The 12,254-nt window shown below is 42.0% G+C and carries 11 protein-coding genes and 2 pseudogenes; 10 read left to right on the top strand and 3 right to left on the bottom strand.

Annotated features, from left to right (window positions below; all coding sequences use genetic code 11):
- The first annotated feature begins 164 nt into the window (after window positions 1–164).
- Window positions 165–1,598, top strand: a complete 1,434-nt coding sequence (locus VB740_RS33030; protein ID WP_323204043.1) for a carotenoid oxygenase family protein — start codon at window positions 165–167, stop codon at window positions 1,596–1,598.
- 107 nt (window positions 1,599–1,705) lie between these two features.
- A pseudogene (locus VB740_RS33025) lies at window positions 1,706–2,101 on the top strand (Uma2 family endonuclease); the annotation flags it as partial.
- On the opposite strand, the gene VB740_RS33020 reads toward VB740_RS33025, so the two are convergent.
- Window positions 2,036–3,202, bottom strand: coding sequence for a family 10 glycosylhydrolase (locus VB740_RS33020; protein ID WP_323204042.1), 1,167 nt, complete (start codon window positions 3,200–3,202; stop codon window positions 2,036–2,038). The pseudogene VB740_RS33025 and the gene VB740_RS33020 sit on opposite strands and share 66 nt — an antisense overlap.
- A 211-nt stretch (window positions 3,203–3,413) precedes the next feature.
- Here VB740_RS33020 and VB740_RS33015 point away from each other — a divergent pair, with 211 nt between their 5' ends.
- Window positions 3,414–3,572 carry a hypothetical protein gene (locus VB740_RS33015; RefSeq protein ID WP_323204041.1) on the top strand — a complete coding sequence of 53 codons (159 nt, stop codon included), beginning with the start codon at window positions 3,414–3,416 and terminating at the stop codon, window positions 3,570–3,572.
- A gap of 520 nt (window positions 3,573–4,092) precedes the next feature.
- Here the strand turns inward: VB740_RS33015 and VB740_RS33010 are convergent.
- Entirely contained in the window at window positions 4,093–4,341 is a 249-nt protein-coding gene (locus tag VB740_RS33010; RefSeq protein WP_323204040.1) for a hypothetical protein, read from the bottom strand.
- Between the two features lie 460 nt (window positions 4,342–4,801).
- The gene (locus tag VB740_RS33005) at window positions 4,802–7,351 is read right to left on the bottom strand and encodes a sigma 54-interacting transcriptional regulator (protein ID WP_323204039.1); all 2,550 of its coding nucleotides are present in this window, start codon (window positions 7,349–7,351) and stop codon (window positions 4,802–4,804) included.
- A gap of 298 nt (window positions 7,352–7,649) precedes the next feature.
- Between VB740_RS33005 and VB740_RS33000 the strand changes: the two genes are divergently transcribed.
- The 7 genes and pseudogenes from VB740_RS33000 (at window position 7,650) to VB740_RS32970 (ending at window position 11,920) form a co-directional block, all read left to right on the top strand.
- The gene (locus tag VB740_RS33000; protein ID WP_323204044.1) at window positions 7,650–7,832 is read left to right on the top strand and encodes an HNH endonuclease signature motif containing protein; all 183 of its coding nucleotides are present in this window, start codon (window positions 7,650–7,652) and stop codon (window positions 7,830–7,832) included.
- Between the two features lie 312 nt (window positions 7,833–8,144).
- Window positions 8,145–9,188 (top strand): WG repeat-containing protein, encoded by a 1,044-nt coding sequence (locus VB740_RS32995; protein ID WP_323204038.1) that lies wholly within the window; start codon window positions 8,145–8,147, stop codon window positions 9,186–9,188.
- A 333-nt stretch (window positions 9,189–9,521) separates the two neighbouring features.
- A pseudogene (locus VB740_RS32990) lies at window positions 9,522–9,623 on the top strand (AraC family transcriptional regulator CmrA); the annotation flags it as partial.
- A gap of 111 nt (window positions 9,624–9,734) precedes the next feature.
- Window positions 9,735–10,370 carry a transaldolase family protein gene (locus VB740_RS32985; protein ID WP_323204037.1) on the top strand — a complete coding sequence of 212 codons (636 nt, stop codon included), beginning with the start codon at window positions 9,735–9,737 and terminating at the stop codon, window positions 10,368–10,370.
- Between the two features lie 158 nt (window positions 10,371–10,528).
- Window positions 10,529–11,167, top strand: a complete 639-nt coding sequence (locus tag VB740_RS32980; protein WP_323204036.1) for a Uma2 family endonuclease — start codon at window positions 10,529–10,531, stop codon at window positions 11,165–11,167.
- A gap of 31 nt (window positions 11,168–11,198) precedes the next feature.
- The gene (locus VB740_RS32975; protein WP_323204035.1) at window positions 11,199–11,597 is read left to right on the top strand and encodes a XisH family protein; all 399 of its coding nucleotides are present in this window, start codon (window positions 11,199–11,201) and stop codon (window positions 11,595–11,597) included.
- On the top strand, window positions 11,585–11,920 hold the full coding sequence (locus tag VB740_RS32970) for a XisI protein (protein ID WP_323204034.1): 336 nt from the start codon (window positions 11,585–11,587) through the stop codon (window positions 11,918–11,920). The genes VB740_RS32975 and VB740_RS32970 overlap by 13 nt, the downstream gene beginning before the upstream one ends.
- The last annotated feature ends 334 nt before the right edge of the window (window positions 11,921–12,254 follow it).

Below are 12,254 nucleotides of genomic sequence, written 5' to 3'. Positions count from 1 at the left end.
TTTATCTATCCATAAATGAATTTAGGGGCTTGTACCATCAAGGAATAATTGGTCAAAGCCTCTATACATCTACAGCCAGAGGCATTGTTAAAAAATTGCAACAAAGATGAAAATGTAAGAATGCAACTATGTACATCGAATAATTTATCAAGCAAAACTTAGATATGCGTACTATCGAGAAAAAGTCAACTACAAAAGCTTGGGCAGGTGCAATCGCAGAATCGGCAAAAGAATTTCCCCTTACCCAACTACCAATTATCTCTGGCAAAATCCCAGATGGCTTGCGTGGCACACTTTACCGCAATGGCCCAGCCCGACTAGAACGCGGTGGCATTCACATGGGACACTGGTTTGATGGAGATGGGGCAATTCTGGCTGTAAATTTTACCGATGCAGGTGCAACCGGGGTTTATCGCTACGTGCAAACCTCTGGCTATCAAGAAGAAGCCGCAGCAGGTAAATTACTCTACGGCAATTATGGCATGACTGCACCGGGGCCAATTTGGAATCAATGGCAAAAGCCCATCAAGAATGCTGCTAACACTTCGGTGCTAGCACTTCCAGATAAACTTTTGGCACTCTGGGAAGGTGGTAAACCCCACGCCCTCGATTTACAAACTTTAGAAACTTCGGGCGAAGATGATTTAGGGGGGTTAACTAAAGGATTAAGCTATTCCGCACATTATAAGCGTGACAAGCAAACAGGAGAGATTTTTAACTTTGGCATCAGCCCTGGACAAAATGCGACGCTTAATATTTACAAAAGCGATTCGACTGGCCGGATTATCCAACAAGCCGCATACCAGCTAGATGGTGTACCATTGGTGCATGATTTTGTTTTAGCAGGACAGTATCTTGTATTTTTCATTCCGCCAGTGCAGTTGAATATCTTACCCGTGCTAATAGGGATAAACAACTATAGTGATTCGCTAGAGTGGCAACCTAGATTAGGAACTCAGATTTTAGTTATTGATCGAGAAACCCTATCTGTGGTGAGTCGTGGAGAAACTGAACCTTGGTTCCAATGGCATTTTGGTAACGGTTATGTAGATGCTAGCGGTTCAGTAATTGTGGATATCGCCCGTTATGAAGATTTTCAAACTAACCAATATCTCAAGGAAGTAGCTACAGGTGAGACTCACACCCCAGCTAAAAGTACACTAGGGCGAGTTCATCTGCATCCCCAAACTGGCAAAGTTACGTCAATTCAGCAACTATTAAACCAACATTGTGAATTTCCCAATGTACCACAGCAAAACGTGGGGCAAGCTTCCCGATACACATATATGTCAACATTCCGTTCAGGAACAGATATTAGCCAAGAAGTATTAAATGCGATCGCCCGCTTCGACAACAAAACCGAAACCCTCACCGAAGCAGAATTAGGAGAAAATCGTTATCCTTCAGAACCCATCTATGCCCAAGACACCCAAAACCCTGAACAAGGTTGGGTGTTAACAGTTGTCTACGATGGTAATTCTCATAGTAGCGAAGTTTGGGTATTTGATAGCGATCGCCTGGATGCAGAACCCGTTTGCAAACTAGGATTACCCAGTGTCATCCCCCACAGCTTCCACGGCACTTGGAACCCAGCCTAATAACTCCTCTGCGTTACAAAAACAAAGTAAAAACGAACAGCATTGATCAGACATAATTAATGGCATCTGGTCAATGCAAAATCAAAAATACCAAAAAATCTTGCCCTATGCAATTACAAGAAAAACGCGACTATTCTCCCACAGAATACTTAGAGCTAGAAGTCATTTCCGAGTATCGTCATGAATATATAGATGGTCAAATTATACTTATGACAGGTGGAACACCAAATCACAACCAAATAGCTGGTAATTTTTATGCAGCCCTCAATATTGCTTTCAAGCGACAACCTTATCGAGTATTCGTTGCTGATCAACGTCTATGGATTCCTCAAAAGCGAATTCATACATATCCTGATGTCATGGTTGTTGCAGGTTCATTAGAATTTTCTGAGGGACGTACAGATACAATTACTAATCCTTTAGTGATTTGCGAAGTGCTATCCAAATCTACCAAAAGCTATGACAGAGATGAAAAATTTGCGGCTTATCGCACCATCCCCAGTGATTTTTGGGTTATCAATTAATTCTTTTAAACGGCCCAGTTGCCGATCTGTAATTGCAACTCCAGCGTATTTTTGAGCGTAATTTAATTCTTCAACAAAATTACTATCATTATAAGCTTGAATAAAGACGCGATCCACACCCCATTTTTCCCAGTCAGCCGCAAAATATCTTTTAGCCCAATAGGGGTTATGATGACAAATATCAAAACTTACCGAAGAATGAGCTTTTTTCATAGAGCTTACCATTTGTTGCACAAAACTAGTTAAATTTGCAGTGCGGTCAACTTTCCCAGGTAATTCAGCATAATAGCCTAGATAATCATCCCATTGAACTGCATCAATGTTAGGGTATTTTGTGACAAATTCTACTAAGATATTTTTAAAAAAATTAGTAACTTCAGGAATCTCTACATCAAGAACATAATGATCGATTTCAGAGTAGGTTTTATCTACTCCTGGGACAATCCATTTCCGGGCGATCGCTAAATCAAAAATGGGACTATTTTTATCTATTTTAATCCCCTTTTCAAAGTAAGCGTGAACTTGCATTCCTTGTTTATGCGCTTCATCAATCAACCAATTTAACCATTGATCTTGAAACTGGTTTGGACAACTTCTATACCCTAGAGTTTGCTGCATAACGTCGCTATTGTACATCGTACAACCATTCCCCCAAACACCATGAATAATAGTATTAATTCCTTGAGAGTGATAGTAACGAACTCTTTCACGAATTGTTTGCTCATTGGCATTATTGGTAACTTGGTAGCGACTTAAATAAATTCCTCTAATTACTTTCTTCTTCCAAGGAGTTGGAGGTAATGGTGTTTTTTGTTTTGGGATTATTTTCTCTGAAGCTTGGTTATTGTTGGAAGCGGGATTTGGAGAGCTTGAGAAAGAGAGAGTAGGGGTTGAAGAAGCAGTTGGAGCCGGATTCAAAATCGGAATATTTATTTGTTGGTTCTTAGGTACAAGCTTGCTGATATCTAAATTTCCTTTCTGGCTAAACCACCAATAACCACCTCCTAAAATAATTAGGATTACAGAGAAGGGAATATTTGCACATCCACATCCAATTGGCTCTTTATTTTGGCGCGACATAATATGATGATTGCCTAGTAATTTATCAAGAAAGGTGGCGTTGCTGATTCCATGTATGAAAATGATTTTGCATAATACCAAAATCCTTGTAGAGACGTAGCAGTGCTACGTCTCCAATACTTTTCGGTTAAGGGGGAAAGGGGAAAGGGAAAAGGTTTGAATTTACCTTTACCCCTTACCCTTTAACCTTTCCCCCAGAACAAAAAAGAGATTGTTGGGTTTATCCGAAAAGTATTGGCTACGTCTCTACATCCAGATTCATACTTTAATTCAGCAACGGCAGAAGGCAAGAGGAATATTGCTTTCTGCTCTCTGCCGTTATAACAAAATTATTCAAACCTATCGCTTCTACAGCACACGCATCACATGAAACTTCGCGTCAGCGTCGCGCAGCGAAGCATAATACCCAATACCCCGATGAATGCTGGGTTTCGCGTTCCTCAAACGCCACTTGCTTTAAGTTGGGAAACCGCAAGGGCGCAGTGGCTCTTTAACCTACGTTTGATACATTATTTGAGCCTTGACACGCCACTATTTTCAGCTAACAAGACTATTAATCAGCACGATAATAGCTGCTGTTAGGGACTTCCAAATAAAAAAATATACAACTATTTATTGTGGGGTGGGCGACACGATAGCCCATAGTCAAAGGCGGGCAAGATGCCCACCTCACAAGATTGGATAATTTATTTCTTGGAAGTCCCTTAGCAGTAACATCCTTCAAAAGGAATGCTCGTAGTTAAATATAATAATTGTGAGTTTGGAAACAAATTTTTCCCAAAAAAATATAAGGATAGAAGCTGGGCTAACCTCCTTTTATGGTTCCAGTGAGAATAAGATCAGATAAAAGCTGCTTAAAATAGTTCGCGCATCGTTTTAAAAGCTTAAGTTTATTTATTTTCACCAATAGCTAGTTCTTTTTTGCTATGTTTCAACTGTTTCCAAAGCGCCTTAATTTGCTGGTAAGCTTCTTCTGGAGACAGCTTTCCGCCTGTTTCTAGACAACTGATGTAACTAATTTTTTGGGCAAATTCTTGGAGGTTGGCATTAAATACTAAAGTCTCTGGCTGGAATTTACCATAATATCGGCTACGAGGGTAAAGAAAGCTATTTTTATCTTGTGAGTTAGGCTGTGTCATTAGTTTGCTACCTACAATTTTTATTAAGATTTTTAGACTTGATTTATTCTACGTGTAATTACACAATAGAAGAGTCAAATTCCAGAAGAAGTTCATATTGTAGTTAAAAAGATATTTATATGGCTACCGTAAGAAGGCAGAAATAACTATCCAGTTGAAAAAAAGTTATAAATTTTAGTGTATAGGTCAATACAATTGAGTTAAATATTTCTTCCTTTTCTTTGCGTCCTTCTCTGTGTTCGCGCAGCGTGTCGCAGACAGACGCTGCGCGAACGTAGAAAAGACGTACCGTAGGTAATCGCTTGCTTCAAGACTGCTTTTTCTTCCACTTCAGAAAAGATCCCCCCGCCTGCGGCGACCCCCTTTTTAAGGAGGTAAAGATCAGAAAGAGCAAGCTTTAAAAAGGGGGGATCTTCCAGAGACAAACATGTTAATCAAACCGTATCGCTATATGTAAAGCTCAAAACACGATAATTGCCCACATACTAACTCCCAGCCCGATCGCTGCTAGGTGTTGCCAAAATAGCGATAGCTTCGCTAACCCCTTCGGTGTACGCACTGGTTGCTTGGCAATTTTTTGCGTTAATAATATAGTCAGCAACACTGAGAAAATTATTGTTGTACCTTGCAAAAAGGCAATCACAGCCGGGTGAGCAACCAATATTGGCAATTGTTCACCACCCAGACCAAGAGTAGCAAAGGTCACGGGTAAAATCCGCCCGCCTTCGCCTAAGCCCAAACGCAGATAGTGAGCCAAGTTTCCTCCTAACACCAATGGTAGGTAGCCATAGGCAAGTTCTACAAACGATCGAGACTTCCGGTTAAAGTTGAACAGTTGCAGCAAGCCATAAGCCCCAAAGGTAAAAATCGCTGGGATAATTAACACTAGCAGCGATAATCCCAAGTGCTGCCAAAATTGATTTAAATCCAGTTGTAACCCCAACCAAGATTGCAACTCTGGCAAGCGATGCAGATATATCCCACCCAACAGCAAAAACAATAAGGCTACTTCATAGGTACGGGGTACATGAGTTGTCCACAGTTCAATACCAGGGGGACGCAAGTTGAACTCAACGGAACGATGGGGACAGGCTTTCAGGCAAGTCATGCACAGTACGCAATCTCTGTTATCTTCTAACTGCGCTGGGTGGGAGTATAAAGGACATCCATTCGTTTCCATCCCTTCGCCCTTTTGTGGCCCACCTTTATAGCACTGATATGTGGTGCAACTGGCAGAACAAATACCTTGCTGCGCCCGGAGTTCCGTCATTGAGAGTTTGGCAAATAAACCATTCATCCCGCCGATGGGACAGAGGTAACGACACCAAAACCGCCGCTCAAAAAGAGCAGAGAAAATCATCGCCCCGGCGGTTATTAACAGTAGCAAACAGGCGCTGAGGTAAGCGGTATTTTCTAAATGCCAGAGTTCTTCCCATAAGAAAATTAGGGTGAATAAACCAAACATGAACCATCCGCCCCATTTTTCAGCTTGTTGTCTCGGCCAGCGTTTGAGTTGTCGAGGCCATAGCCACAGAGATAACTTTTGGGTAATTTCCCCGTAAATCATAAAGGGACAAACAGAACACCAGATACGTCCCAAAAAGGGAAAGAGAAATAAGAAGAACGGCCACCACCAAGCCCAAAATAGATTTAATACGAAATTGCGATCGCGGGTTTGTGGCCCAATAAATAACACTGCAACTATAATCGCAAAAGCCGTTGCAGTAAAACCATAGTTAATGCGATCGGGCCACCAGGGACTACGTAAAAACCGCCGCAAACCAGGATAGGCATTTAATAGATTCACCCGAAATCGTTTTTTCTTAGTTTCGGCTGGCCAGAAAATTTCTTCTGTTAATTCATTAGCACCCTCCGCTTGCACGATCGCTCTTTCTACCAGATTTTTTAATTCCTTGAGATTGCCAGGAAAATCATAAGACTGGAGGCGACGTAAAGCTTCTGGGGTGATGCGCGGTTTAGAAATGCCTCTAGCCCGAATATAGAGACTAGTATAATATTCAACCTGTGCCTGAATATCAGCTTTCCGCACCCGTAGCGGTGGTACTTTAATAATGTGACCAATACAGCGTTCAATTGTCGACTGAGTTTTTTCGGAAACAATCAGAATTCTGGCTTTACTGGGACGAGGTTCCGGTGCTGCTTCTCCTGAACGAGCCACGGGGGTATATGTGCCAGTTTTGAGCAACTGCGTTACAGAAGGTAACAATTCTTGTGGCAATTCTTGGATGTTGTTGAGAACTAAAGTACCTTCTCCCAACCATTCCAACAATCCTGGTTTACCGCCAGCGCGACCGAATAAATCTGCACCGCTAGTTTGCAGAATACCGCAATTTACTTTAATAATTGGTTCTCGTCGTTTTGGAGAACCAAAGTGGATGAGAGCTGCTATATTGTCTTTTTCTAACCCTGGTTCTCCGAAAATATCCACTGATTTGCGGTCAGCAGCAGCTTCTCGAATTTGCTCACGCAGTTTTACTGCATAGCGACTTGTACCGACAATTCCCCGTTGGGCTTTGGTAACTAAATATGGTCGCAAAGCTACGGAACGTTCTTGTTCATAGCTAAGTGCAGATGTTGCCTGAGCTAATTCTTGAGCCAATTGACGCGAAAAAGCCTGAGCAATTTCGGGGTATTGGTTAACTAAAGCGCGAAATTTATCACCAGGCACAACCCACAAATGACAATCTGTCACCGTAGTAATTGTGAATGGAGTTAATTCATCCAACAGCAATTCTTTGAGTTCAATCACTGCACCGGGGAGGAATCCACAAGCTAAGGCTGGGTTAGTTTGATTGGTGCTTTTGCTTTCGAGTTGACCTTCTACAAGAATATAAAGGGCTTCTGAAGGAGTGCCTTCGCTAACTAAGTCAGTTTCGGCTGGTATAACTTGTTCTTCAATTACTTGTGCGATCGCATTTAACACCTCAGATGAGAGAATTCCTAAACTCGTCCGTTCTTTTAGCCATGTAACCGTTTGTGGAGATGTCATATTAATTTCTCCGTGTAGGCTGCTGTATAAGAAGATTATCCCTTGAAAAAGAGGCAAGGGAGCAGGCTTGCCGTGAGCGTAGCCGAACGGGAGTGCGCCAGTTACGATCGCTAAACATCTGGTTCCCGAAAGGATTAGGACCAATGAGCCGTCCTTGACCGTTCGCCCCCGCCCCCTCGCGCTGGTACTTGCCTAGAAGGCGCTGGCTGTCGGGCGAACAATGACTTCATTGACATCGACATCATCCGGTTGGGACAACATTTGCACCGTTTTGAGCAAGTAACTTCGCGGTGGCTTCATAGCCCAAAGGCAACAATATGTCTGTCCTGTATGCGGGGAATCTCTATTAAATGATGAGGAGTTACATCTTCATCATAAAAAGCCAAAATCTCAGGGTGCTGGTGACAATTACGGCGACCTACAACTCGTACATCTGTACTGCCATCAGCAAATACATTCTGGAACAATTTGTAGTTTATGACTTGCTTGAGCCGGATGCGTCGCAAGGCTGCAAGTCCGGTTCTGAGGGGGCGGGATTATAGCGATATAGTCCTGCTACCCGACCACGGTGACGCCATGAAGTATGCTGCTTTTTTATCTTTCAACACTGAAAAGTGCATAAGTTTATTTTACCTAAAACTACTAAGAATCAGAAGGAAAGCGAAATGGTTGAACCTTCTAAAGAACCATACTCAACATTTGCTTATTTTATTTACATTTAATAAGAATTAGGAGAAAAAGCAACTCAAGACTAACAAACGTCAAAAGGCTAATAAACAGGCAAATACAACCTATGCAAAATAATTTACCATCTAATAAGCACCCTCAGCAATCAGGAAACTTATGGCAAAATTTGCCTAAAATACTTAAAGAATGTGCTGCTATAATAAGAGCCATAAAATGGAATGGGAACATAGTCTCTATTACAGGGACATTAGTAGTTAGCATACCCTTGACTATATTGATAACAGAGAGAAAAGAACCCATTCCTCCACCAATTGATTATGTCATTAAACCAAAATTTGAAATGGCTGGTGCTTTTTCTGAAGGGCTAGCACGCGTAAGAATTAATGGCAAGACAGGCTATATCAACCCAAATGGTGACATTGTTATTCAGCCGAAATTTGATGGTGCTCAGAGCTTTTCTGAAGGTCTGGCACTAGCATGGAATTATGGTAAGAACAGGGGCTATATTGATAAGGATGGAATTTTCTTGATTCAGCCAGAATATGGGAGAAATGCTGCTAACCAGTTTTCTCAAGGACTGGCACGTGTATGTCATGTCAGCACTTGTGGTTATATAGACAAGACTGGTAAATTTGTCATAGAACGGAATTTTACTGGTGCTGGTAACTTTTCTGAAAACCTGGCACCAATAAAAATTGGCAGCAAGTGGGGTTACATCAACCCAAAAGGTGACACTGTTATTCAGCCCAAGTTTGATAATGTTAGCAGTTTTTCTGAAGGTTTGGCACCAATAAAAATTGACGGCAAGTGGGGTTATATAAACACAAAAGGTGACACTGTTATTCAGCCCAAGTTTGATGATGCTAAATTTGACCCCTATTCAAGATATAAATGTGACGTTGCAGAGCCGCCCCAAACCCTAAATTCCGGAAATCCAAAAGGAATCATCTGTCAAAATTTAGAAGACCGATATGACTTTTCAGAAGGATTGGCATCGGTAATGATTAAAGACAAGTGGGGTTATATCAACAAGGATGGTAAGGTTGTAATCTCTCCACAATTTACACGAGTTAGCAAGTTCTCTGAAAGGCTTGCGGCGGCGTGTAATGAAGACAAATGTGGCTATATTCCTAATCCCTTAAAACAATAGATAAACCCTCAAAGCACAAGTGGTTTGACTGTAATTTTAATTACAATCCATACATCAATTCACCAGCAAAAATCTAAGGCTGGGTTTCTTTTAAACCAATGTAAACAATGTGGGGGGTGTAAAAAATTTTAGAGCAAGTGCCAACCTATATTTATCACTCTTGACTAGCTAAAGCCTTTCCAGATGGTGCAGAGTATTGGCAGTACTCTGCACCAATCAACTGAGGGGAAACAGCCGCTCACGGGTGCTGTAGAAAAGCGAGGGGCTAAGATGCCTGCTGGATAACGCTTTTAGCCTTAGCGTACAATTTTCCCGTTTTGGCACAGTGATGCCTATCAGGTGGGTTATGAGAGCACCTCACAGTTTAGTCGCGAATATTCTCGGATGTTTGGTGCGCCTCCTATGAAGGACATTGAACGGTTACGAACAGCTTGAGCAAAGACTGTGTAGCGATCGCACGGGATTGACGCTGGCATTTGTCACCGGAATCAGGATAAGATGCGCCAAGGTAAGCCCTAATATCTGATAATTGATCGGAGAAAAATTATGGCAATTTATCTAGACTCGGCGATCGCATCGGAAGCTGAAATTGTTAAGCTTTGGGGATGGGTGAAAGGCATTACCACAAATCCTACGCTGTTGTCTCAAAGCGATACGCCACCAGAAACCACGCTCAAAAAATTGGTTGCCTTGACTTCTGGCCCCTTATACTATCAACTCGTGGCATCTGATAAAGCTGGGATGCTAGCTGAAGGTAGAAAAGCTTTCGAGATTATTGGTTCGCAAACAATTTTAAAGATTCCCGCAACACCGTTAGGTTTTGAAGTGGTGGCGAGTTTATCACCAGAAATTACCTGTTCAGTGACAGCAATTTATAGTGCAGCACAGGCAGCAGTCGCACGGGAAGCCGGAGCTAAAATTGCCATAGCTTATGTAAATCGAGCTACGCGGTTGTTAGGTGATGGTATTGCTTTGGTACGGGATATGGCTAGTGTACTCAAAGGCAGTGATACGGAAATTTTAGCAGCTAGTATCAAATCTCCAGAAGAAGCAGCCGCTTCATTGCAAGCCGGGGCGGATCATTTAACTTTACCATTGGCAATGTTGCAAGCGATCGCAACTCACGAATTCTCCCAGAAAACTGTTGAAGAATTCGCTAAAGGAGGCATTGGCTTAAGATAATTCGTAATTCCTAATTCGTAATTTAAATATGAGTTTGTCAGATGTCCCAAATCTTTGGGTTCCCTTAGCACTTTTAGGTTTAATTATTGTCGCTGCTGTATTTTTTAGCCGTAGCAGTTGATATTTAACTATTACAGTGGAGATGGAGGTTCAGTTCTATGTTTGCTGTTGTCACACCCGATACAATCCATTTGCCTCCAGGCGCAGTAGTACGCCTACCCGGAAGTTGGCAAGACTATCAAGCACTGAATAAACAATTAGGCGATCGCTCCTCTCCTCGCATTAAGTATCGAGATGGAGAAATTCTTTTGATGGCACCGCTACCAGAACATGGGCGAAAAGTAAGTGTAATTGCAGATGTAGCCAAAGTTTTACTCGATCATCTGGGACGAGAATACGAAGCATTTACCCCAATCACAATGGAACTGCCACAGGAAAGTGGTATAGAACCAGACTACTGTTTTTATATTGAAAACTGGGAAGCCATCGCAGGTAAAGATCGCATCAATTGGGGTGTTGATCCATCCCCCGATTTAGTGGTGGAAATAGACATCACCAGCTACACCAATGTAAATGACTACCTGCCTTATCGAGTACCAGAAGTTTGGTTGTTTAGGAAGAACCAGCTTGTGATTTACAGATTGCAAGGCGATGTCTACACTGTTGAAACCAGTAGCCGCTATTTTCCTAACATCAATGTGTCAAAGATAGTAACAGAGTCTTTAAAAATTGCTTACGAGCGTAATACTAGCGCTGCTATTCGGGAATTGCGACGGAAATTGACGAGTGAAAATTAAATATTTTGCGATCGCTTCAATGTGAGGACAAATGGCTGCCAAAGACCTATTCCATAATGCTGTCAAACAAGCACTGTTAAAAGAGCAATGGGTGATTACAGCAGATCCGCTAAAAATCAAGATTGAGCGTGTAAAGTTTGAGATTGACTTAGCGGCAGAAAAAATCCTTGCAGCTGATAAGGCAGGGCGAAAAATAGCAGTTGAAATCAAAAGCTTTCTTAATAGCTCTGTCATCACTGACTTTCATTCAGCATATCGCCTTGCATTACAGATGAGTGAACCAGACAGAATACTTTATTTAGCAGTTCCCGTCGATACCTTTGACTCGTTCTTTCAGGAGCGATTCACTCAGGAAGCTGTCAAGCTTTATCAAGTGAAGTTGGTGAGTTATGATCCACTTCAGGAGGTGATTGTCCAATGGAAAGAGTAGAACAGTATCGCCAAAGCATACGCCAAATATTAATGTCTCACGCTACTTTTGAGAGTGGCAATTCAGATATTGAGTCTCAGCTTGTGTTTGATACAGAACATGACCACTACCAGCTTTTAGAAGTTGGCTGGGAGGGACTTAAGCGAGTTTACAACTGTATCATCCATTTGGATATTAAAGATGGAAATATTTGGATTCAGCGCAATATGACTGATGTAGATATTGCACGAGAATTAGTAGAAATTGGCGTGCCGAAAGAGAATATTATTCTGGGTTTACATCCGCCCTATAAGCGTCCGTATACAGGGTATGGAGTAGCTTAAGGGAAAGCAACCACAGCATATCAAAGATCACCGCGCAGACAATCTTCATCAACGGCGGCTACTTGGTACGATAAAGTGCAGAGTGTCACAACTTACTTTCAATTGACACTCCCCGCGATAAATCGACGGGGATTCTTGGTTCAATGAGATCACTTAACTTAGATTCCTTGCGTCGTCTAAGCCAGAGGTGAGGCTCTCCCCAAGCGTTACTTCGGGTATGCCCTACCCTAGTTGCATTGCTGCAAGTCCTTTGTAGCTTGAAACAAATAGTTTCAAAAATCTGAGTCGTCTAGCTCCTATAAATCTTTTACCTACTGCTAGGAGGAAACTAGAA

The sequence above is a fragment of the Nostoc sp. UHCC 0251 genome, assembly GCF_034932245.1.
GTDB lineage: Bacteria > Cyanobacteriota > Cyanobacteriia > Cyanobacteriales > Nostocaceae > Nostoc.
Note: the sequence above shows the minus strand (reverse complement) of the source record. Positions and strands in the feature narration are given on the sequence as shown.

Bases quoted from the DNA above. Each gene is read 5' to 3' on its own strand.
- VB740_RS33030 (WP_323204043.1), top strand. From the start codon at position 165: ATGCGTACTATCGAGAAAAAGTCAACTACAAAAGCTTGGGCAGGTGCA.
- VB740_RS32980 (WP_323204036.1), top strand. From the start codon at position 10,529: ATGTTTGCTGTTGTCACACCCGATACAATCCATTTGCCTCCAGGCGCA.
- VB740_RS33020 (WP_323204042.1), bottom strand. From the start codon at position 3,202: ATGTCGCGCCAAAATAAAGAGCCAATTGGATGTGGATGTGCAAATATT.
- VB740_RS32975 (WP_323204035.1), top strand. From the start codon at position 11,199: ATGGCTGCCAAAGACCTATTCCATAATGCTGTCAAACAAGCACTGTTA.
- VB740_RS33005 (WP_323204039.1), bottom strand. From the start codon at position 7,351: ATGACATCTCCACAAACGGTTACATGGCTAAAAGAACGGACGAGTTTA.
- VB740_RS32970 (WP_323204034.1), top strand. From the start codon at position 11,585: ATGGAAAGAGTAGAACAGTATCGCCAAAGCATACGCCAAATATTAATG.
- VB740_RS32995 (WP_323204038.1), top strand. From the start codon at position 8,145: ATGCAAAATAATTTACCATCTAATAAGCACCCTCAGCAATCAGGAAAC.
- VB740_RS33010 (WP_323204040.1), bottom strand. From the start codon at position 4,341: ATGACACAGCCTAACTCACAAGATAAAAATAGCTTTCTTTACCCTCGT.
- VB740_RS32985 (WP_323204037.1), top strand. From the start codon at position 9,735: ATGGCAATTTATCTAGACTCGGCGATCGCATCGGAAGCTGAAATTGTT.